The organism is Sutterella wadsworthensis, assembly GCF_003315195.1.
Classification (GTDB): Bacteria; Pseudomonadota; Gammaproteobacteria; order Burkholderiales; family Burkholderiaceae_F; genus Sutterella; species Sutterella wadsworthensis.
The window spans coordinates 16,113-37,013 of the sequence record NZ_QNRV01000011.1 but is presented as its reverse complement, the minus strand read 5'-3'; the positions used below and the strand labels follow the sequence as shown (position 1 = coordinate 37,013).

The window sequence follows — 20,901 nt, the reverse complement described above, 5'->3', positions numbered from 1 at the left end:
TCTGCTCCATCAGCATGCCCCGAGTGGACACAACCCAGAATGCATACAATTTCTGCCATTATTGATTAAAGTCGACTCTGACAGTGCATTTGTGTACCAATCTTTGGGTGCTGACCTCGATGGAACATCCATGACACATATCTTCGGTTACTTCCGCGTCAGCTCGGATGATCAAAACCCCAGCCGGCCTGAGCCCGACAAACGCCTCGACGAAGTTCAGTACGGCGACACAACCGTCTGCTGCAGGCTCGACTGCCTCGATCGAAGTCTTGCCAATTTTCTCCGCTTGGGCGAAGAATTGACGCATCGCGGTGTTACGCTCCAATTTATGAAAGAAGGTTTGCGCTTTGAGGACGGGGAGAACGTCTCCAGCATCTCGAAACTTATGCTGACGCTCGTCAGTGCGTTTAACGAGTTCGAACGCAGCATCGTCAAAGAACGGCAGCGCGAAGGTATCGAACTTGCCAAGAAGCGCGGAGCTTTTAAGCTCGGCGTGTGCCGAATCTCCGACGAAAAGGTATCGCATATGAAGCATCTCCTCAAAGAAGGAGTGTTACTTGCCAAAGTTTCCCGAATCATTGGCATCAGTCGAACGAGTGCATATCGCTATTTGGAATGTGGAAGTCCAAAGAATAAGAAGGAAAAAGGTCATGACCGATTTGAAACCCGAACAAAGAGCGCGGGAATGGATTGACCGCAAGTTGGAAGATGCGGGTTGGAAAGTCATCAACCGTGACGAGTACGCCCCCGGCATGACCGCCGTCGCGGTCCGTGAAGCCGCCATGCGCGGCGGTCTTGAAGCGGATTACCTGTTGTTGATTAACGGAAAGGCAGCTGCCGTACTCGAAGCTAAACGCGAAGAGATTTCGCTCAGCAACCCGCACTTGATCGCTCAAGCCGAGAATTACACGAAGCAAGTGAAGCCTTGGTACCCGACGTGGCTTTTGCCGCTGCCGTTCGTTTATCTCTCAAACGGCAAGGAGATCGCCTTCAAGGATTGCCGCAAGCCGAACGCGAAGTACGAAATCATCACGAAGTTCCCGCGTCCGTGGGATTTAGTTCGGCGTCTTCATCTCGGAGAGTTTGACGGATTGCCGTACTTGTCCCCGAAGGGACTTCGCAAGTGTCAATACGAAGCACTTAACAATCTGGAAGCGTCCTTCAAAGACGGCAAGCGCCGCGCAGTCATGGTTTTAGCGACCGGCTCAGGAAAGACCTTTACAGCGTGCATGATGGCATACCGAATGCTGTCCTTCACGCCGATGAAGCACGTGCTCTTTCTGGTGGACCGCAATAATCTTGGAACGGCTGCCGCTACAGAACTCAAGACCTTCAAGTTGACGGAAAGCGGTAAGCCGCTCTCCGAAATCTTCTGGGTCGAGCAGCTGACGAATAGACCGATCGATCCTCGCACGCGCATCGTCGTCAGTACGATCCAGCGGCTCTATTCGCTGTTGACTGGAAACACCGATTCGTATTCCGAAGAAGACGAAGATGCCGGTATGGGTCATCACGAAGGGGATGTGGTGGAATTGCCGGCCAACCCTACGTTGCCCCCCGATTTCTTCGATCTCATCATCATTGACGAGTGCCACCGTTCGATATACAGCGACTGGCAGAAAGTGCTGACCTACTTCAATAGAGCGAGACTCGTCGGGATGACCGCCACGCCAATCCCGGAAACGCTGGCGTTCTTCGACAATAACCGCGTGGCGAACTATACCTACGAGCAGTCCGTTCTCGATGACGTGAACGTATCCTTTCGTATATACCGAATCAAAACCGAACTCACCGAAGAGGGAGGAACGATTGAAACGGGGGACAAGCTCGAAGTGACAAATCGCCTTGATGCCAAGAGGCATCAGCAAGTTGCGATCGAAGAGCGTGCGTTCTCAAAGGCGGACCTCAACCGACGCGTTGTCGTTCGCGACCAGATCCGAAAAGTGCTTCAAGAATATAAAGATGCGGTCTACACGCAGTTTTATCCGGAACGTGAACCGAATTTCGACTATCTGCCGAAAACGCTGATTTTTGCCCTGTCGGACGCACACGCCCAGTTGATTGTGGAGGTAGCAAAAGAAGTCTTCAATCGGACGGACGATCACTTTGTTCAAAAGATCACCTATTCGATTGGGAACTCCAACGAGCGCATCAAGCAATTTCGCTACGACGTGAACTTTCGCATTGCCGTGACAGTGACGCTGGTGGCGACCGGGACTGACGTGCGTCCGCTCGAAGTGCTGATTTTCTTTAACGACGTGCACTCTGAAACGCTTTACGCGCAGATGAAGGGACGCGGCTGCCGCACCATTACGCCGTCGCAACTGCAGGCTGTCACGCCAAACGCCAAGAGCAAGGAACTTTTTTATATCGTTGACGCGGTCGGTGTGACGGAGAGCGAGAAGTACGTCCCCAGCTTGGACGGTAACGACGGACCGCATCCGATCAATCCGACGCTTGAAGCGCTCTTTGAACAGATGGCATTAGGTCATCTGCCGGACGATTACTTCCATTTGTTGGCTTCAAAACTCAGCTGTATTGGCAACCGAGCGGATCCTGAAGACTTGCAGGAGTACGCAGAATTCTCGCCAATTTCGCCGCTGACTTGGGCGAAGACCATTATGGATGCGTTGGACAAAGGCAATTTGCCGCCATTTGTCTCGGCATCACATGAGAACCGCGAACGCATGGCAGTTGTTCATGACTTGCTCACGAATATCCCGGCCAGAAAGAAGTTGGTCGAAATTGCCAAGGGTTACGTCAAGGAAATTCTGGGCAAGACCGACTCAGTTGTCTCCGCTGGGTTCTCGATGGAAAACGCAAAGGCTTCAACGATGGCGTTCGAAGAATACGTGCGTGCACACCGCGACGATATCGAGGCCCTGCGACTGATTTACAACGAGGAGTCCGGGAAGATCACACGGGCCGCCATCGATGATTTGGCGAAATACCTTTCGATGTCGTTGCCTGGGTTCCATGTCGGACGGCTCTGGAACGACTATGCCCTCATCTGCCCAGACAAAGTGACGCCCTTGCGAAGTGACCAACAGGCTGTAACCGACCTGATTCAGTTGGTGCGGTACGCCTTCAACATGATCGATTCGCTCTACACGCTCACGTCGCTTACCGCCCAACGCTTTGAACTTTGGTGCGGTCAGGTTCAGCGTTCAATCACAACTGAGCAGAAAGAACTATTCCGTAAAATCGCCTTCTACATTGCACAGAACGGCAGCTGCGAACTTAAAGGTCTGATCCAAATCATGCCGGTCTCCTTCGCTTCTGCCGTTCGCCGGACGCAGCGAATAAAGAACTCTTCTCTCTTAACGAATTCATCCTCAAGGCAGCATAAGAAATGGCTGAAACCAAAGTCACCGAAGCATCCCTCATCAAAAAGGTCTGGCAATTGGCCGACATCATGGCCGGTGCTGGAGTCGGGTTCACCGACTACCTGACACAGTTGACCTACATGCTCTTTCTCAAGATGGATCGCGAACGTGTTGACTTCTTTATGGAAAAATCTGCCGTTCCGGAAGGCTACCGTTGGGAAAACTTACTCAAGGAAACCGGTGAAGACCTGCTCTACCAATACGAACGTACGCTCGATGTGCTGAGCCGTCGTTCCGGCCTCGTCGGTACGATCTTCACGAAAGCAGCCAACCGAATCGAAAGCGCTGTATATCTTGAGAAGCTTGTCTCCTTTATCGATCAGCAGCAGTGGCTCTTGATGGACGGAGATTTGAAGGGGGCACTCTATGAAAGCATCCTTCAGAAAAACGGTCAGGATAAGAAGAGCGGGGCGGGACAGTACTTCACACCGCGTCCGCTCGTCGATGCCATTGTGGATGTCGTCCAACCACGCATCGGTGAGACAGTGACCGACCCGGCTTGCGGGACCGGCGGTTTTTTACTTTCGGCCTTCTCGCACATGAAAGACCAGTCCATGGACGAAAAACTGCAGACGTTCCTGAGAAACAATGCTCTGCATGGCAGTGACATCACCCCGCTCGTCGTCACGATGGGCTCGATGAACATGTACCTCCACGGCGTTGGCATGAACAGCAGCCCAATCAAGTGCGAAGACTCACTATTGCGGGAACCGTCGGAACTTTCACGGGTGGTCCTTGCAAATCCGCCTTTTGGTGCGCGTCCGTCCGGTTCTGTTGAGATCAATCGTCCGGACTTCATCATCGAAACGAAGAACAATCAATTGAATTTCGTTCAGCACATCATGTCGATGCTTGAACGCGGAGGGCGTGCCGGTGTGGTGTTGCCGGACAATGTTCTGTTTGAACGTGAAGGTGCGCCGATCCGTAAGAAGCTCCTGACGGATTTCAATCTGCACACGATCCTTCGCTTGCCGACCGGCCTTTTCTACGCCCAGGGGGTTCAGACGAACGTGCTCTTCTTTACGAAGGGTGAACCGACGAAGGACGTTTGGTACTACGACTACCGAACCGATGTGAAGCACACGCTCGTTTCAAATCCTCTGACCCGCAAGCACCTTGACGATTTCGTGACGTGTTACCACGCTGAGGATCTCTCAAAGCGAAAAGAGACGTTTGATGCGGACTCGAATCCGAACGGCCGTTGGCGGAAGTACGACGCGGCAGATTTGCTCAAGCGCGATCAGGTCAACCTTGACATCCAGTGGATGACCGAAGCGAAGACTGAAGAAGAGATGCTCACAATGGATGAGGTGTTCAAGCGTATGGAAGAGCGCGTGGCGACCATTCAGGACGCGTTCGCCAAGCTCAAGAAGGAGCTTCATCATGAACTTTGATCGGATGAGAGCTTTGCTGTTGGAACAGGCTGTTCAAGGAAAGCTCGTTCCGCAACTGGAAGACGAACCCGCCGTTGAGCAGATCGGTGAAGTTCCAAAGATAGAGCCGTTCGCGATTCCGAAAAAATGGAAATGGGTTCGACTTAACGCAGTCGGAAAGGTCATAGGTGGAGGAACGCCAAAGACGGGAGTCTCTGCTTATTGGAACGGTGACATTCCATGGATTACCCCTGCCGATTTGGGCAAGAACCATGATCAAATTATTTGCTCTGGAGCAAAGTTGATTACTCAAAAGGGCTTGGATGAAAGTGCCGCTAGGCTGATGCCAAAAGGAAGCATTGTGTACTCTTCTCGCGCACCAATTGGTCACATTGCTATTGCAGGGAATGATCTTTGCACGAACCAGGGATGCAAGTCTTTTGTTCCTGAGTCGAAATGCATTTCGACGGAATGGGCTTATTACATGTTGATTGCGCGGACGAGCGATATTCAATCGCGCGCTAGCGGAACAACATTTAAGGAAATCTCAGGAAAAGGAATGGGGGAAACCTGGATTTCGTTACCCCCTCTTCCTGAACAAATCCGTATCGTTACGAAGATCGAAAAATCCTTCACTGAGATTAACCGTGCTGAGAAAGCCTATCGGGAGTTGCAAACACTCACCGCTGTACTGAGAAAAAAGATCCTTCAGGAAGCGGTGATGGGGAAGCTCGTCCCGCAGCTAGATGGAGAACCGGCAGTAGAACAGATCGGTGACGCACCAGAGGATGTACCGTTCGCGATTCCCGAGAAATGGAAGTGGGTTCAATTCAAGAGTACCTGTTCAAGTCTTGATGGAAAGAGGGTGCCTGTCAAAAAATCAGACAGAAAAAAGCAAGCAAGAAATTTCCCTTACTACGGCGCAACAGGGATCATTGACTATGTTGAGAATTACATTTTTGACGGAACATATCTTTTGATCGGCGAAGATGGTGCAAACCTTCTGTCAAAAGCAAAGGACAATGCTTTTATGGTTTCTGGAAAGTTCTGGCTAAATAACCATGCCCATATTTTTGAGAGTAATGAAGTCGCAGAACTCAGCTATTTGAGGCTAGTCATCAATTCAATGTCACTGAATCCGTATGTAACAGGTTCTGCCCAGCCGAAGTTAACGCAAAAGAAGTTGCTTAGTATTCCTGTACCGTTGCCGCCTCTGACTGAGCAACGCCGCATCGTTGCCAAAGTCGAAGAACTGATGGCGCAAGTCGATAGGTTAGCAAACTAAGTGCGTTCGAAGAATGGGGCGGAGAATGAAGAGAACGGTTCAGCTTCTTTTGATCGATGGTGATGGCGCTGGTCGTATTCAAGCACAGCTCGACAATTGGACGGGGGTTGCTTACAAAATTCCAAAGCTGTTGCTTTCGGAATGCAAAGAGCGATCGGAGTTGAAGCACTGTGGCGTCTATTTCCTTTTTGGCGAGGACGAATTGACTGGAACACCGATCGCGTACGTTGGTCAGGTCAGAGAAAGAAAGAACGGCGAATCCCTTCTTGCTAGGTTCTCTGAACACACCAAGAGCGGCTCGAAGAGTTTCGTCAATGAAGTGATTTTCTTCACGACCTCGACGAATGTCTTTGGGCCGACAGAGCTTTGTTATTTGGAAAACCGTTTCTATGAGTTGGCTAAAGATGCCGGTCGGTACCGATTGACGAACGGAAATGCACCGAGTGCGGGCACTGTGACAGAAGCCAAGGAAGCGGAGCTTAATCTCTATATCGAGAATGCCAAAATTCTCATGAGTGCTCTTGGACACAAGTTATTTATCCCGATGGTACCCGAGAAACGCACCGTTGTGGTTGAGAAGCCTCGATCCGTGCCGCTGTCACTTGACAGGAAGGTGAATGTCTACGGACACATTCATGCGGATGGCTTGTGGACTACGGATGGTGTTGTCGTGCTCAAGGGAAGCCAAATCTACTTGCCGAAACGGAAAGGAATAAGTCAGTCGCTAATCAAGCGCAAAAAGAAGGATTTGGGGTCCGGGCTGTTGAAGCAAGTCGATGGAGCAACGGCGGAATTGACAGAAGATGTGCTGTTTGCGAGTCCTTCGACGGCAGGCAGCTATGTGTTGAACTGCTCTGTCAATGGACGCACTGCATGGAAGGATGCAGACGGTACGCTGCTTGGCGAGTTGGAAGAAAAGGACGAATAAGCTTCCTGCTATTGGACGCACTGCGAAAAAATCTCGCAGAAGGAGACATCTGTACCCTCATACATTCAAAGGCTACCTTTATTGATGCGGCAACACACACTCAATCTGAATGCCTTAGACAACACAGTGATTTCGTCATATTCCGCCGCTATCGCGGATGTCGCCTACGGTCATGCCAAACGCGATCCGGAATTGCTGGTATTCAATTTCACCTTTGCTTGTGACCAAGACTCTGGGAACATTGTCTTCGCCATGCCTTTGAAGGCTCAACTCCTGATGTCACGGCCATACCCCCGTCGAACTCCTCGCTGTGAGCCGAAAAAACGTAAAAAACGAACATCAACAGGTAGGTCAATTTGTCGTTCGTTTAGATAGGTCAATTTATCGTTCGCTTGACATCTTGCGTTGAAGAGGGATCAGGAAATGTCCGCACGGGGGTATCTTATGCTGTCCGCTAACACCTTCTGACAGCTAGCGCTTCGCGAACACGAATGTACAGCCCCACAGCTTGACTGTCCTTGTGGCATCCGGGCGGCAAGCTAGCAAAATTTGAAACTGTTATTTTTTCCTGCATTTCACTAAACACTCAGAAAGTGGTTCCGTAAATGGTTCCGGAACCACATCGTTTACAACTAAGTGGTTCCGTAACGGTTCCGTAGCGCCGTTTTTCTGGGTTGGTTGTGCGGTTTCGTTCGTCTTCAAAGCTAAATAAAGACTAATCGCAGGACGCATGATGCAATAAAAAAGCCTGAGGCAGTAGGAGCTTCAGGCTAATCGTATGCATTCGCTTTATTTGCGCGGCAACGTTTCTTATCGTGCGTGGCGGAAGGAGAGAGATTCGAACTCTCGGGAGTTATTAGCTCCGCCGGTTTTCAAGACCGGTGCATTAAACCGCTCTGCCATCCTTCCTGAATTCAACTTCGCGGTGAATCGAGCGTTGAATTCTACATATCCTCTGCCAGAACCGCAAATCTTATTGACTACTTCGCGGCATTGACCTCATGAGCATCCTCAACTTCATCAGACTTGGCTGCCGTTGCGGGCTCCCCAACCACCTCGAAATCTCCCATGCGGCGCAGACGTTCTGAACGACGCTCCATCAACGTATTGAGCGGAAGTTTCAGGAGCGCCCGCAGTTCGTCGATTAAAACCTGACGCAGACTCGTAGCCATCAATTTCGGATCGCGATGAGCGCCGCCCAGCGGCTCGGAAATGACACGGTCAACCAGTCCGAATTGGCTTAAGCGATCTGCTGTCAGCGCGAGCGCTTCAGCCGCGCGCGGCGCCTGTGCAGCATCCTTCCAGAGAATGGACGCGCAGCCTTCCGGAGAAATCACCGAATAGGTGGCGTACTGCAGCATCATCACCATGTCCGCGACAGCCAGTGCCAGCGCACCGCCGGAGCCGCCTTCACCGATGATGCAGGTCAGCACCGGAACCTTCAGTCCAGCCATTTCAAAGAGATTGCGGCCAATGGCTTCAGACTGTCCGCGCTGCTCGGCGTCGATGCCTGGGTAAGCACCCGGAGTATCAACGAAGGTTACGACCGGCAGATCGAACTTCTCGGCAAGCTTCATGAGACGCAGAGCCTTGCGGTAGCCCTCGGGCTTAGCCATGCCGAAATTGCGGCGGCTGCGCTCTTTGAGCGTGCGGCCCTTTTGGTTGCCGATCACCACAACGTTGATGTCGGCCAGACGTGCCAGACCGCCCACGATCGCTTCATCATCGGCAAAAGCACGGTCTCCGTGGAGTTCATGGAAGTCCGTAAAGATCGCATCGATATAGTCGAGCGTGTAAGGGCGCTGAGGATGGCGAGCCACAAGCGAGCACTGCCAGGGGGTCAGCTCAGCGTAGATCTTCTTGACAAGCTCGTCTTCCTTAGCTTGGAGCGAAGCGATTTCACTTGCTACGGAAACCGCATGCCCCGCTTCGCTTTCGTCAAGCTCACGAAGGTCGTCGATCTTCTTTTCAAGCGCTTCAATATCATGCTCAAATTCGAGAAAAACCTTCTTGGCCATCCCACTCTTCTCCGTCATCTTTGTTGGGTTTGTATCTCAGCGGCGCAGGCTTCAAATGCGGCGCCAGGTCGTTCCTGCTGCCCCGTCCTGGAGCTCGATTCCCTCTGCGAGGAGCGACTTGCGGATTTCATCCGCACGCGCAAAATTCTTCGCCTTCTTTGCCAGAGCACGCTCTTCAATGAGACCCTCAATGCGGGACGCGTCGTCAGAGGCTTCAGCGCCGCCCTGAAGGAATTTCTCCGGGTCCATGCCGAGAATATTGAGAATGCGACCGAGGCCGAGGAGCTGCCGAACCAGTTCAGGCGACCCCGTGCGGTTGATTTCAGTCGCGAGCTCAAAGAGCACGGATACGGCCAAGGCCGTATTGAAATCGTCGTCCATTGCGGCCTTGAAGCGCGCAGCGAAGGGTTCATTCCAATCGAGCGCAGCTCGGTCAGCAGCGCGCCCCTTGAGCGCCGTATAAAGGCGAACGAGCGCCTTATGCGCCTCTTCAATGAGAACGGACGAGAACGTAATGGGGCTGCGGTACTGACTGCGAAGCAGGAAGAAACGAAGCACTTCAGCGCCGCATCCTTCACCGTAGGCGGCATTGGTTTCCTTGAGCGCATCCCGGATCGTCCAGAAGTTGCCGAGCGACTTGCTCATCTTTTCTTCTTTGCCGTCGGCCGAACGCACGCGCAGCGGCCCCGAATGCATCCAAGTGCGCGCGAACTGATGGCCCGTCGCCGCTTCGCTTTGGGCAATTTCATTCTCGTGATGCGGGAACACCAGATCCGGGCCGCCGCCGTGGATATCAATGGTTTCGCCAAGGAGATCCATCGCCATGGCTGAGCATTCGATATGCCATCCCGGGCGCCCGCACCCCCATTTGGAATCCCACTGCGGTTCACCGGGCTTTGCACTCTTCCAGAGCACAAAGTCGAGCGGATCATGCTTGCCTTCACGCTCCTGCACCCGAGCGCCGGACTGCAGATCGTCAATGGACTTCCCGGAAAGTCTTCCGTAATTGGGGAACTTGCGGACGGCATAGTCAACATCACCGTCAGCAGCGTGGTAGGCGAAGCCCTTTTCCTCGAGCTTGCCGATCAGATTAAGCATCTGCGGGATGTACTGAGTCGCACGCGGCTCGAATGTCGGCGCAAGGCAGCCCAGTGCCAGCATGTCTTCCTGCATGGCACGGGCAAATTCATCGGTAAGCTCATCAGTTGTGACGCCGCGTTCCGCAGCGCGGCGAATGATCTTATCGTCAACGTCGGTGATGTTGCGCACAAAAGTGACTTTGTAGCCCGACGCCTCAAGCCAGCGGCGCACAACGTCAAAAGCAACGAAGGTTCGGCCGTGGCCGATATGGCAGTAGTCATAGACCGTCACGCCGCAGACATACATACGTACGCGGCCGGGTTCAAGAGACTCGAAAGGGCGCTGCTCGCGCGTGAGGGTCGAATAAATCGAAAGCATGGTGCTCGAACGAAAAAATCACGGGACTCTCAGCGCCGTCCCATATCTCGATACAAGTCCTAAAAGACCAAGAGAGATGTGGATGTGCTGAGAGCCGCTAAAATCAACAGTTGACTAATCTTCGAGAGTATAGCGGCTGCCTTGGGCTCTCTAACCTCTGGAAAAGACCGCTTCAGGCTGATGCGCCCCGCAAGTGCGTATCAGCCGAACGATCGAAGACGCTGCATTGAGGAGCTCCCAAGCTCCCTGATTTGCCGCGCAAACATTTTTATTCAAGCTGTCTGCGATGCCCATTTTCCGTCTCCGCCGCCCGCTGCGCGGTTACATTTTCTCCGCGCTTCTCTGCTCCGCCCTTGCGGCAGGTCTCACCTCCGCTTCCGGCTCCGCGATGGCCGCCTCTGAAATGCAGGAACTCGCCGCAACGCTGCACGCTGCGGAATTCTCTCCCCGCGTTGATCAGCTTCTCAAGGCCGGACACCCTGCACAAGCGCTTGAACTTGCCGACCTTGGCCTGGAAAAAAATCCCCGCAGCGCCCAGCTTCGCTTCAGCCGAACCGTCGCGCTCGAACGGCTCGGCCGCACGGAGGAAGCCGCCAAAGCCCTTCGTTCGCTCATTGCCGAATATCCCGAAATTCCGGAGCCATACAACAACCTGGCGGTGATTGAAGCCGGCATGGGCAGTCTTGAAGAGGCCGTGAAGCTCCTTGACCGCGCCCTGCTCCTCAATCCCAACTTTGCAACGGCTCAGAAAAACCGCGGCGACGTGTACCTCGCGCTCGCGCTCGAGAGCTACGAAGCCGCTGCACCGAGCCTCTCCTCCAACACCGAACTGCAGCAGCGCCTGAAGACGCTGCGCCGTCTCACCGCACACTGACGATCTATTGAATGCATTCGTCATTCACCCCGCTTCGAGGATTCCGATCAGGATCCGCCGTTTTCCCTTTTGACATTTCCCAATCAACATGAAGAATCGTTTCCGCATCCTGCTGCCGCTTGCTTCTTTTGCTGCCGCCCTGACGTCGCTCCCTGCCGCTGCCGCGGGTAAAGAAGAGCTTGTTGAAATCGACACCACTTTGGGCAATATCGTTGTGCGCCTCGCGCCCGACCGCGCCCCCATCACGGTCAAAAACTTCCTCACTTATGTGCGCGAAGGCTTTTACAAAGACACCATCTTTCACCGAGTGATTCCGGGATTCATGATTCAGGGGGGCGGCTTTACCGAGCAGCTTCGTGAGAAGCCCACCCACGATCCCATCCCGCTCGAAGCCCGCGGCGGCATGAAAAACGAACGCTATACGATCGCCATGGCCCGCACGAGCTATCCGCACTCGGCTACGTCTCAGTTCTACATCAACGTTGCTGACAATGACTTCCTCAACGCTGATCAGGCAAGCGACGGCAACGGCTACTGTGTTTTCGGCACGGTCGTCAAAGGCGCCGACGTTGTTGACAAGATTGCCGCTGTGCGCACAACCACTCGCCGCGGCATGAACGATGTACCCGTTGACGTCGTTAAGATCGTTGACGTCAAAGTGCTGCCTTAATTCCTGCCGCGCTTCGCTCAGCATCTATGGGCTGTGCGAAAATGTTGGATTTACCTTAAAGCAGTCCTGCTGATGCATCCCGACTCGGAGCATTTGCCCGACTGCATATGAATCATTAATTGGAACAACAAATCTCATGATCCGCTTCACCACAAATCTCGGCGTCATTGATATTGAACTCGACCCGGAACACGCTCCCATTACCTGCGCCAACTTTGAAAACTATGTGAAGTCGGGCTTTTACAACGGCACGATCTTCCACCGCGTTATCCGCGGCTTCATGATTCAGGGCGGCGGCTTTGAAAAAGGCATGAAGCAAAAGCCCACCAATGCTCCGATCGAAAACGAAGCGGCCAACGGTCTGAAAAACAACAAGTACACGATCGCCATGGCTCGTACGCAGGATCCGCACTCTGCAACGGCTCAGTTCTTCATCAACGTGGCCAACAATGACTTTCTCAACCACACCGCTCCCACTCCGCAGGGCTGGGGCTATGCCGTCTTCGGCAAGGTTGTGGCCGGTCAGGATGTGGTCGACCAGATCGCCAAGGTCCGTACGGGCATGGTCTCCTTCTACGGCGACGTTCCTGTTGAAGATGTTGTGATCGAAAAGGCCGAGATCATCTAAAGAGCGGCGAATGCACGGTCGGACGACATGTCGCTCCGACCGACTCTTGCCTCCCGCATACGCACGAGAACCGTCATGGACACCCAGAATCAGCTTCCTCCGCCCGCACTAGCCGGACTTACCGAGATCGCTCCGCTAACGAGCCCGATCATCATTTCCGACCTTCATCTTGCCCCTACGAAGCCCAAAACCATCATGGCCTTCGTACGCTTCATGAAGACCATTGCGCCGCGCTACCCGGAGCTCGTCATTCTGGGCGATCTTTTTGACTACTGGATCGGCGACGACGCACATCCTGAAGCACAGCCTGTGATCGCGCTGCTTAAGCTCCACGCCGCTACCGGCCGACGCGTCATTGTGATGCCCGGCAACCGTGACGTCATGCTGGGCGCTGCATTTGCCCGCGCCGCGGGCGCCGAATTGATCCGCGACCCTATCGTCGCTGACATTTGCGGCCGCAAAACTCTGCTTGCGCACGGCGACCAGTGGTGCCTGCGCGATGTGGCCTATCAAAAGTTCCGCGCCCTCACTCACGATCCTCGCTGGCAGGCCATGATGCTCATGAAGTCTGTTGAGGAACGACTGGCCATTGCCAAACAGGCCCGCGCGCAGTCCGATTCTGAAAAGGGCGAAAAGAGCATGGCTGACATGGATGTTGTCGAATCTGCCGTTGCCGAAGCCGTCAAAGCCGCAGGCGTTGATCTGGTCATTCACGGCCACACCCATAAGCCTGCCGCGCACATGCAGAACGGCTATGAACGCTGGGGGATTCCCGACTGGGAGCTCGACGGCCCGGACGGCACCGCCAAGAGCGGCGCCATCACCTTCCTCGAGGGCGCCAGACCCCAAATTCAGATGTTCTAAAAAAGTCAGCCGATTCATTTCGAATGATCTGCAGGACCGTTGACCTTTTGAGTCGGCGGTCTTTTATTTTGCGTCAACAGTGAACCGCCGCCCCTTGCTTTTAAAGTTCTTCTCTAAGACAAATGCCTGTGGAATAAAGCATCAATCCGTTGAAAAATAGAACCTATTCTCTGCAGTAAATCCGTTTTGGAGATTTTGACAGATGGACGCAGCATCTCTTACACAGGCGCTCTACAACGCCTTTTGCACCAACAAGCCGCTTGACATGAAGGCCTGCTCGGGTGTTTTGAATGACTATGAAAGCGCTTACGCCGTTCAGCGCAAATTTGCCGAATTAAAGGGCGAACCGACTGGCGGCTACAAGATCTCGCTCACGAGCAAAACGACGCAGGATATGTTCGGCACCACCGAACCGCTCTTTGGCGAACAAACCAAGTCGCATATCTTTGCAGCGCCCTGCACGCTCGAACTTGACCACATGAACGAACCGCTCATTGAGGTTGAACTCTCAATGATCCCCAAGGTGGATCTGACGAGCAGCATGAGCGACGAAGAGCTTCTTGAAAACATCACCGTCGCCGGCGGCATTGAAGTTCCGGACGCTCGCTTTGAAGCTTGGTTCCCGACGCTCAACAAATACTTGGTGGTTGCCGACTGCGCCGTCGGCGGCTGCATCATTCACGGCACGCCCGTTGACGGCAAGACGCTCACCGTTGCCGGCCTCAATGCCATCCGCTGCGAACTCTTCAAGGACGGCAAACTTATCAAGGCAGGCAATTCGACGGAAGTGCTCGACAATCCGATCCACGCGCTCAAGTGGCTCGTCGCCGCACTCGAAAAACGCGGCCGTCAGCTCAAAGCCGGTCAGGTCGTTTCGAGCGGCACCTTCTTTGTTCCGCCGCACCTTGAACGCGGCGAATATGTCGCCCGCTACACCGGCACGATTACGGAAGACGTGAAGCTGACCGTCAAATAATTCGCGCCTGAATTCGAAAAGAGCCTCCGCAAACTTGAATGTTTCCGGAGGCTCTTTCATTTGCGCTGCAGGGAATATCCTGCGCCCAAGCTTCACGCGTCAGACCCGGTCGGCGGCTTCACGAGCTTCGTTGCGGCACCGGCGCGCGAAGAGAAGCATTTCTCCCAAGAAAAGCGCCACGGCAGCCCAAATGATCAGGAAACCCACGAGCATGCCCTTTGAAAAAGGCTCGCCGAACGCAAAAACACCGATCAGAAAAACCATCGTCGGACTGACATACTGAATAACAGCCGACGTGGAATAAGGGATCCGGCGCACGCCGGAAGCAAAAAAGAGGAGCGGCACAGCGGTAACTGGACCGGCAGCGACAAGCAGAATCTGCGTCGTCAGATCGGCCGAAATGAAGGCGAGCTCATGATCAGACCACAGAAACCATAACCAAGCCGCAGCCGCCGGAGTGAGGAGCAGACTTTCAAGCACCATGCCCTCAAGACTGCCGAGCGGAGCGATCTTGCGGATAAGCCCGTAAAGCCCGAATGTCACGGCAAGCATCAGCCCGAGCCAGGGGGCAACACCTGTGGTCCAGGTTATCCAAAGCACCCCAACGCCCGCGAGCACAACGGCTGCCTGCTGAGGCCGGCGCAGCCGCTCGCGCAGAAATAAGCTCCCTAAAGCAATCGACACCAGCGGGTTGATGAAGTAGCCGAGCGAGGCCTCAATGGTGCGGCCGGAAACAATGGCATAAACGTAAATGCCCCAATTGGCGCCGATGATGAGCGCGGAGAGACAGAAGACACCGAGCACCTTCGGCGTCATGAGTGCGCCTTTGAGCCACGCCGTACGGCGCATAGCGACGACCACGATCGTGATGAATACAAGCGACCAGATGATGCGGTGGGCAAGAATTTCCAAGGCTCCGATGCCCTGTAAGGCATGGAAGTACAACGGGAAAAGACCCCAGAGAAAATACGCGGCGAAGGTGGCTAAGATACCGAAAGGCATAGGTTTGTGCGCTTGAAATACAGAATGCGGCCGAGGGCGCAGAGGCTCTCGGCCGCATGACTTTCAGAGTTTATGAAAGCGCCGCCAGACGTTCAAGCACGGTTCCGGCGAGAACAGTAGCCGTAGCGGGAATCACTTCGTCGTTAAAGTCGAAGGTCGGGTGGTGCAGCGCGGCTTTATGGCTGTCATCGCGAATACCGGCGCGGATGATGCAGCCGAGCACCTTAAACGTATATTCAGCGAAATCCTCTCCGCCCATTGAGATGGGCATCTCTTCGGCATGCTCCGCGCCGAACTGGTGCGTGATGAAGCTGCGAATGTGCTCGACGGCTTCGGGCGTATTGAAAAGCGACGGCACCAAACGATCGTAGCGGAATTCGCCCGTGCAGTTCTCGGCCTCTGCCACGCGCTCCACCATGCGCGCCATCTCTGCTTCAATCTGATTGCGTACATCTTCATTGAAGGTGCGCACCGTACCCGACAGCGTGACGGTTTCAGGGATGACGTTGGGGGTATGGAAGTTCCCGCCGTTCACCGACGAAATGGAGAGCACGGCCGTCTCAATGGGATTGACCTTGCGTGAAACGATTGTCTGCAGAGCACCGATGAGCACGCCGGCAGTGGTAATGGGATCGACGCCGAGGTGCGGGCGAGCCGCATGAACACCCCGCCCCTTCACCGTGATGTAGAAGAAGTCGGTTGACGCCTGAGCGGGGCCCGCGCACAAACCGTACTGTCCCTTGGCGACCGTCGGTTCATCATGGGCACCGTAGATTTCCTGAATGCCCCAATGCTCAAAAACGCCGGACTGGACAACACGGAGCGCCCCGCGGCCGATTTCTTCAGCGGGCTGAAAAATGCCGACGACGCGGCCTTTGAAACTCGCGCGCTTTTCGTGCAGATAGCGCAGCGCCCCCAAAAGCCAGGCAGCGTGACCGTCGTGACCGCAGGCGTGGCAGCGCATTTCTGTCTGACTTTTCCATGGATTTGCCGAATTGTCAGGCATCGGAAGCGCATCAATGTCGGCGCGCAGCGCCACTGTTGCTCCAGGCGCCGCTCCATTGATGACAACCACTACGCCGCCCTTGACCTCATCGGGATCCACATGTTCAAGTCCCCAGCCTTTGAGGGTTTTGACGATCAGATCAACCGTACGAGGCGTCTCGAAACCAAGTTCCGGATGAGCATGAATGTCACGGCGCAGAGCGGCAAGCTCGTCCGCCCACTGAACCAATTCAGGAAATGCCTTGTCGGCAAGAATGGGCTGCATGGATGTATCTCCAATTTATATTTGTATTCCTTGCGGTGCACCCGAAGACTTGCATGCCTCTCAAGGCTCTGTCGACAGGGTTCTCCGACTGCACGGCATTGGAGCATTATGCCGCCGACTTCTGAAGAGCTGACCTCAACAAATTCCCTATGCGGCAGTCCTCCAGCACATGAATTGAGCATGAATGCAGTCATTGCTGCCGCCCAGTCGGCTGGTTCGAGAGGCCTGCAAACGGCCTAACATCAGGCGACGCCCCAATCATGACGCAAATGCATCAATTCAGTGCGCTGCGCACAATTTTGCAACGTCCCGATCCGATTCAAGGCGTCTTGTCGTAAACCCTGAGTACTTTGCCTTACCCCACGTCGAACAAATCAATAATCGAGTGAATCTGCCGATCGTTGTGCGTACTGAAAAAGCCGCCGACAAAACGAGGCGCTATGGTACGAACTCAACAATGCACACTGCGTCCGGCGGTATTGCGCTGACCGAATGCAAGGGTTTTCTGCATGACGCGGCAAGAGTTCGTGGCATGTGCTTTGCTTTAAGCCCATAAAGAGTGATCGGCGCAGAACATCTCTGCCCTGACGGGCAGTTCGGATGTCAAAAGCCCGCAAGGGATCAACACGGCCGCAACGCATTCAATCCGCTTGAGCCAACCAATTTACAAGAACAATGATGGAAGCTAAAGAAACAAACATCACGCCGCAGGCAGAGCTCCCCATATTGGAGGTTGAACACCTCCGCGTGCAGTTCACTTCGGACTCGGGCACTACCACGGCAGTAGTCGATGAATCCTTCTCCATCCGCCCCGGCGAGACCCTTGCGCTGGTAGGCGAATCGGGATCCGGCAAGTCCGTTACCTCCCTCTCTGTAATGCGTCTTGTCGAACACGGCGGCGGCAAGATCGTCAACGGCTCCATCAAACTGCGCTGCCGCGACGGCCGCGTGGTTGACCTGCGTCATGCCAATAAGTCTGAACTGCAGCATCTGCGCGGCTCTGAAGTGGCCATGATCTTTCAGGAGCCGATGACCTCCCTGAACCCGGTGTTCACGGTCGGTGCGCAGATTGCCGAAAGTCTGATCCTGCACCGCGGCATGGATGAAAAGGAAGCGCTCAAGGAAGCCGTTCATCTGCTCGAACTCGTGCGCATTCCCGATGCTGAACGGATCTCTTTGCGGTTCCCGCACCAGCTCTCGGGCGGCATGCGTCAGCGCGTCATGATCGCCATGGCGCTTGCCTGCAAGCCGCAGCTCTTGATTGCAGACGAACCGACAACGGCGCTTGACGTCACGGTTCAGGCACAGATTCTTGCCCTGATTTCTGAACTTCAGAAAGAAATCGGGATGGCAGTGCTCTTCATCACGCACGACATGGGCGTAGTGGCGCAGATCGCCGACCGCGTCGCTGTCATGCGCTACGGTGAAATTGTGGAGTCCGGCACTGCTCAAGCCATCTTTGCGCATCCGCAGCACCCCTATACGCAGGCGCTGCTCTCCGCCGTACCCCGTCTGGGTGCCTTGAAAGACATTGAACATCCGTGCTTCTTCCGGCTGATTGATCCGGACAACGGCAAAGTCATCGAACCGCCCTCGGACAAACTCCCGCCGCCGGGAGAAACGATTCTTGAAGTTAAGAATCTGGTGAAGACCTTCCCGGTCCGCACCGATTTCTGGGGGCGCCCCACCTACGTCGTACGCGCCTGCGACCATGTGAGCTTTGATCTGCGCGCAGGCGAAACGCTCTCGATCGTGGGCGAATCGGGCTGCGGCAAGTCAACCACTGGCCGCGCCGTTCTGCGGCTGCTCGATGTCGACAGCGGTGAAGTCCTCCACCGCGGCAAGTCGCTGCTGCGCATGACCCGGCACGAACTTCAGGAAGAGCGCCGCAATCTGCAGATGATCTTCCAGGATCCTTACGCCTCGCTCGACCCGCGGCAGACCGTGGGCTACTCGATTGCCGAGCCGATGATGATCCACAACTACTGCTCCAAAAAGGAGATGTACGACCGCGTAGCGCTGCTCCTTAAGCGCGTGGGACTCTCCCCGGACATGGCTAACCGCTACCCGCATGAATTCTCCGGCGGTCAGCGTCAGCGCATCTGTATTGCCCGTGCGCTTTCGCTCAAACCCCAGATCATCGTGGCCGATGAATGCGTTGCCGCGCTCGACGTCTCCATCCGTGCTCAGGTGGTGAACCTGATGATGGAACTGCAGGAAGAAATGGGGCTTTCCTATATCTTCATCTCTCACGACATGGGCGTCGTTGAGCGCATCAGCCACCGCGTGGCCGTCATGTATCTCGGCCAGATCGTCGAAATGGGCTCGCGCCGCGCTGTCCTCGGCAATCCGCTCCATCCATATACGCAAAAGCTCCTCTCGGCCGTTCCGATTGCCGACCCGCAGGAGCGCAACCTTCTGAAGCTGCTCAATCTCTCAGACCTCCCGAGCCCGGTACGCAAAGTGGGTGATGATCCCGTCATCGAACCGCTCGTTGAAGTTGAACCCGGACACTTCGTGGCCAAGCATGTCGTGGGCACGATGGAAGGTCATAAATAAAAGCAAAGGGAAACAACATGCAGAAACGGCAAACCCTCACCAAACTGCTCCCTGCTGCGCTCATTTGCGCCGCCGTGCTCTCACCGGCCGGCGCAGCTGAAGCCAAAAATGAAATTACCGTCGCCGTAGCGAGCACCTTCACTACGATGGACCCGTGGAACGCGACGGACACGCTCTCTCAGGCCGTGGCAAAGTCCTTTTATGAAGGGCTCTTTAAATTCGACCGAGAAATGAACGTGGTTCCGAGCCTTGCTGAATCGGCCGAATCGAGCCCCGACGGCATGCAGCATGTCGTGCACCTGCGCCGCGGCGTGAAGTTCCATGACGGCACGACATTCACGGCCGAAGCAGTCAAAGCCAATTTTGACCGCATCACAACGCCCGGCAGCACGCTCAAGCGCTTTTTCCTTTTTGAAAACGTCGCTTCACTCAAGGTGCTCGATCCTTACACGGTCCGCTTCACGCTTAAGCGCCCGAATTCGGCCTTCATCAACCGTCTTGCGCATCCGTCGGCTGTCATGATCTGCCCGAAGAGCCTCAGCGAAAAGGAAGTCAGCATTGCCTTCCATCCTTGCGGCACCGGGCCTTTTGTCATGAAGAACTACAACCCGAGCGACGTTTTGCGGGTGGAGAAGAACCCGAACTACTGGCGCGCGGGATACCCGAAGCTCGATGCCATCACCTGGCGTCCTGTAGTGGAAAACAGCACGCGCGTGGCCATGGCGCTCACGGGGGAAGCCGATTATGCGTTTCCGCTGCCTTCCGAGCAGGTCAAAATGGTGAAGGACAAAGGCACGCTCCGCGTCGACGTCACGCCTTCGATCATGCTTCGCTTTGTGGAAATGAATCTCACGAAGCCCGTCTTCAAGGATGTCCGCGTTCGTCAGGCGCTTAACTACGCCGTGAACAAAGAGGCGCTCGTCAAGGTGGCCTTTGCCGGATACGCCGATGTGGCCGAAGGCATTGCGCCGCTCTCGGTTGACTATGCCGTTAAGCTCGGGCCCTGGCCCTATGACCCGCAGAAGGCCAAGGCGCTTCTTAAAGAAGCGGGCTACCCGAACGGCTTTGAAGTGGAACTTTGGTCGGGCTACAACCATACGACGGCCTCCAAGATCATTCAGTTCCTGCAGCAGCAGCTCGCTCAGGTCGGCGTTAAAGTTCGCGTACGCACGCTTGAGGCCGGCGAACGCACGAGTTTTGTAGAGTCAACGCCCCAGCCCGAGCAGAGCCGTCATGAGCTCTATTACATCGGCTGGTCGAGCTCCACGGGCGAACTCGACTACGCGGTGCGCCCAGTCCTCGCAACGTCAAGCTTCCCGCCCCGCGGCTCCAACGAGTCCTACTATTCCAATCCCGCGGTTGATCAGGCGCTTTTCTATGCGCTCGGCACCACCGACCGCGAGAAGAAGTCAGCGATCTATGCCCAGATGCAGGAAACGATTTGGAAAGATGCGCCGTGGATCTTCCTCGTGAGTGAACAGAACATCGCGGCAAGCTCCAAAGCGCTCCACGGTTTTTACATTCAGCCCGACTCGAGCTTTAACTTCGAGGAAGCCAGCTTAGAGCCGGCTTCCCTCATGAAGCCCTGAAGACGAGTTCAGGAACAAATC

Annotated in this window: 16 protein-coding genes, 1 tRNA gene and 1 pseudogene; 13 read left to right on the top strand and 5 right to left on the bottom strand. The window is 54.8% G+C overall.

Features of this window, described 5'->3' with window-relative positions:
• Positions 1-130 precede the first annotated feature (130 nt).
• The 6 genes and pseudogenes from DES29_RS06210 to DES29_RS12735 form a co-directional block, all read left to right on the top strand.
• The gene (locus DES29_RS06210) at positions 131-694 is read left to right on the top strand and encodes a recombinase family protein (protein WP_021995934.1); all 564 of its coding nucleotides are present in this window, start codon (positions 131-133) and stop codon (positions 692-694) included.
• Positions 651-3,452, top strand: a complete 2,802-nt coding sequence (locus tag DES29_RS06205) for a type I restriction endonuclease subunit R (RefSeq protein ID WP_113854611.1) — start codon at positions 651-653, stop codon at positions 3,450-3,452. The genes DES29_RS06210 and DES29_RS06205 overlap by 44 nt, the downstream gene beginning before the upstream one ends.
• Positions 3,353-4,780 (top strand): class I SAM-dependent DNA methyltransferase, encoded by a 1,428-nt coding sequence (locus tag DES29_RS06200; RefSeq protein ID WP_113854610.1) that lies wholly within the window; start codon positions 3,353-3,355, stop codon positions 4,778-4,780. The genes DES29_RS06205 and DES29_RS06200 overlap by 100 nt, the downstream gene beginning before the upstream one ends.
• Complete coding sequence (locus tag DES29_RS06195) at positions 4,770-6,044, top strand: restriction endonuclease subunit S (RefSeq protein ID WP_021995931.1); 1,275 nt, start codon at positions 4,770-4,772, stop codon at positions 6,042-6,044. The genes DES29_RS06200 and DES29_RS06195 overlap by 11 nt, the downstream gene beginning before the upstream one ends.
• Positions 6,045-6,069: 25 nt before the next feature.
• The gene (locus tag DES29_RS06190) at positions 6,070-6,972 is read left to right on the top strand and encodes a GIY-YIG nuclease family protein (protein WP_021995930.1); all 903 of its coding nucleotides are present in this window, start codon (positions 6,070-6,072) and stop codon (positions 6,970-6,972) included.
• Between the two features lie 111 nt (positions 6,973-7,083).
• Positions 7,084-7,259, top strand: a pseudogene (locus tag DES29_RS12735) (IS1634 family transposase); the annotation flags it as partial.
• A 533-nt stretch (positions 7,260-7,792) separates the two neighbouring features.
• Here DES29_RS12735 and DES29_RS06180 read toward each other — a convergent pair.
• The 3 genes from DES29_RS06180 to cysS form a co-directional block, all read right to left on the bottom strand.
• Positions 7,793-7,881: transfer RNA gene (locus tag DES29_RS06180), tRNA-Ser, on the bottom strand.
• Positions 7,882-7,952: 71 nt separating this feature from the next.
• Positions 7,953-8,990 carry an acetyl-CoA carboxylase carboxyltransferase subunit alpha gene (locus DES29_RS06175; RefSeq protein ID WP_113854607.1) on the bottom strand — a complete coding sequence of 346 codons (1,038 nt, stop codon included), beginning with the start codon at positions 8,988-8,990 and terminating at the stop codon, positions 7,953-7,955.
• Positions 8,991-9,041: 51 nt separating this feature from the next.
• Positions 9,042-10,448, bottom strand: a complete 1,407-nt coding sequence (cysS, locus tag DES29_RS06170) for a cysteine--tRNA ligase (protein WP_021995928.1) — start codon at positions 10,446-10,448, stop codon at positions 9,042-9,044.
• Positions 10,449-10,734: 286 nt separating this feature from the next.
• Between cysS and DES29_RS06165 the strand changes: the two genes are divergently transcribed.
• The 5 genes from DES29_RS06165 (at position 10,735) to DES29_RS06145 (ending at position 14,460) form a co-directional block, all read left to right on the top strand.
• Entirely contained in the window at positions 10,735-11,322 is a 588-nt protein-coding gene (locus DES29_RS06165; protein WP_016474643.1) for a tetratricopeptide repeat protein, read from the top strand.
• Positions 11,323-11,410: 88 nt separating this feature from the next.
• Positions 11,411-11,992 (top strand): peptidylprolyl isomerase, encoded by a 582-nt coding sequence (locus DES29_RS06160; protein ID WP_021995927.1) that lies wholly within the window; start codon positions 11,411-11,413, stop codon positions 11,990-11,992.
• Positions 11,993-12,128: 136 nt separating this feature from the next.
• Positions 12,129-12,620 carry a peptidylprolyl isomerase gene (locus tag DES29_RS06155; RefSeq protein ID WP_005429894.1) on the top strand — a complete coding sequence of 164 codons (492 nt, stop codon included), beginning with the start codon at positions 12,129-12,131 and terminating at the stop codon, positions 12,618-12,620.
• Between the two features lie 75 nt (positions 12,621-12,695).
• The gene (locus DES29_RS06150) at positions 12,696-13,484 is read left to right on the top strand and encodes a UDP-2,3-diacylglucosamine diphosphatase (protein ID WP_113854606.1); all 789 of its coding nucleotides are present in this window, start codon (positions 12,696-12,698) and stop codon (positions 13,482-13,484) included.
• A gap of 202 nt (positions 13,485-13,686) precedes the next feature.
• Positions 13,687-14,460 (top strand): 2-keto-4-pentenoate hydratase, encoded by a 774-nt coding sequence (locus DES29_RS06145; protein ID WP_005429892.1) that lies wholly within the window; start codon positions 13,687-13,689, stop codon positions 14,458-14,460.
• A 99-nt stretch (positions 14,461-14,559) separates the two neighbouring features.
• On the opposite strand, the gene rarD is transcribed toward DES29_RS06145, so the two are convergent.
• Positions 14,560-15,462 carry an EamA family transporter RarD gene (rarD, locus tag DES29_RS06140; protein WP_016474646.1) on the bottom strand — a complete coding sequence of 301 codons (903 nt, stop codon included), beginning with the start codon at positions 15,460-15,462 and terminating at the stop codon, positions 14,560-14,562.
• Between the two features lie 70 nt (positions 15,463-15,532).
• Positions 15,533-16,732 (bottom strand): M20 metallopeptidase family protein, encoded by a 1,200-nt coding sequence (locus DES29_RS06135; RefSeq protein WP_113854605.1) that lies wholly within the window; start codon positions 16,730-16,732, stop codon positions 15,533-15,535.
• A gap of 675 nt (positions 16,733-17,407) precedes the next feature.
• Here DES29_RS06135 and DES29_RS06130 point away from each other — a divergent pair.
• Complete coding sequence (locus DES29_RS06130; RefSeq protein ID WP_113854604.1) at positions 17,408-19,291, top strand: ABC transporter ATP-binding protein; 1,884 nt, start codon at positions 17,408-17,410, stop codon at positions 19,289-19,291.
• A gap of 17 nt (positions 19,292-19,308) precedes the next feature.
• On the top strand, positions 19,309-20,880 hold the full coding sequence (gene gsiB / locus DES29_RS06125) for a glutathione ABC transporter substrate-binding protein GsiB (protein ID WP_021995922.1): 1,572 nt from the start codon (positions 19,309-19,311) through the stop codon (positions 20,878-20,880).
• Positions 20,881-20,901: the final 21 nt, after the last annotated feature.

Bases quoted from the DNA above. Each gene is read 5' to 3' on its own strand.
- DES29_RS06210 (WP_021995934.1), top strand. From the start codon at position 131: ATGACACATATCTTCGGTTACTTCCGCGTCAGCTCGGATGATCAAAAC.
- DES29_RS06205 (WP_113854611.1), top strand. From the start codon at position 651: ATGACCGATTTGAAACCCGAACAAAGAGCGCGGGAATGGATTGACCGC.
- DES29_RS06200 (WP_113854610.1), top strand. From the start codon at position 3,353: ATGGCTGAAACCAAAGTCACCGAAGCATCCCTCATCAAAAAGGTCTGG.
- DES29_RS06195 (WP_021995931.1), top strand. From the start codon at position 4,770: ATGAACTTTGATCGGATGAGAGCTTTGCTGTTGGAACAGGCTGTTCAA.
- DES29_RS06190 (WP_021995930.1), top strand. From the start codon at position 6,070: ATGAAGAGAACGGTTCAGCTTCTTTTGATCGATGGTGATGGCGCTGGT.
- DES29_RS06175 (WP_113854607.1), bottom strand. From the start codon at position 8,990: ATGGCCAAGAAGGTTTTTCTCGAATTTGAGCATGATATTGAAGCGCTT.
- cysS (WP_021995928.1), bottom strand. From the start codon at position 10,448: ATGCTTTCGATTTATTCGACCCTCACGCGCGAGCAGCGCCCTTTCGAG.
- DES29_RS06165 (WP_016474643.1), top strand. From the start codon at position 10,735: ATGCCCATTTTCCGTCTCCGCCGCCCGCTGCGCGGTTACATTTTCTCC.
- DES29_RS06160 (WP_021995927.1), top strand. From the start codon at position 11,411: ATGAAGAATCGTTTCCGCATCCTGCTGCCGCTTGCTTCTTTTGCTGCC.
- DES29_RS06155 (WP_005429894.1), top strand. From the start codon at position 12,129: ATGATCCGCTTCACCACAAATCTCGGCGTCATTGATATTGAACTCGAC.
- DES29_RS06150 (WP_113854606.1), top strand. From the start codon at position 12,696: ATGGACACCCAGAATCAGCTTCCTCCGCCCGCACTAGCCGGACTTACC.
- DES29_RS06145 (WP_005429892.1), top strand. From the start codon at position 13,687: ATGGACGCAGCATCTCTTACACAGGCGCTCTACAACGCCTTTTGCACC.
- rarD (WP_016474646.1), bottom strand. From the start codon at position 15,462: ATGCCTTTCGGTATCTTAGCCACCTTCGCCGCGTATTTTCTCTGGGGT.
- DES29_RS06135 (WP_113854605.1), bottom strand. From the start codon at position 16,732: ATGCAGCCCATTCTTGCCGACAAGGCATTTCCTGAATTGGTTCAGTGG.
- DES29_RS06130 (WP_113854604.1), top strand. From the start codon at position 17,408: ATGATGGAAGCTAAAGAAACAAACATCACGCCGCAGGCAGAGCTCCCC.
- gsiB (WP_021995922.1), top strand. From the start codon at position 19,309: ATGCAGAAACGGCAAACCCTCACCAAACTGCTCCCTGCTGCGCTCATT.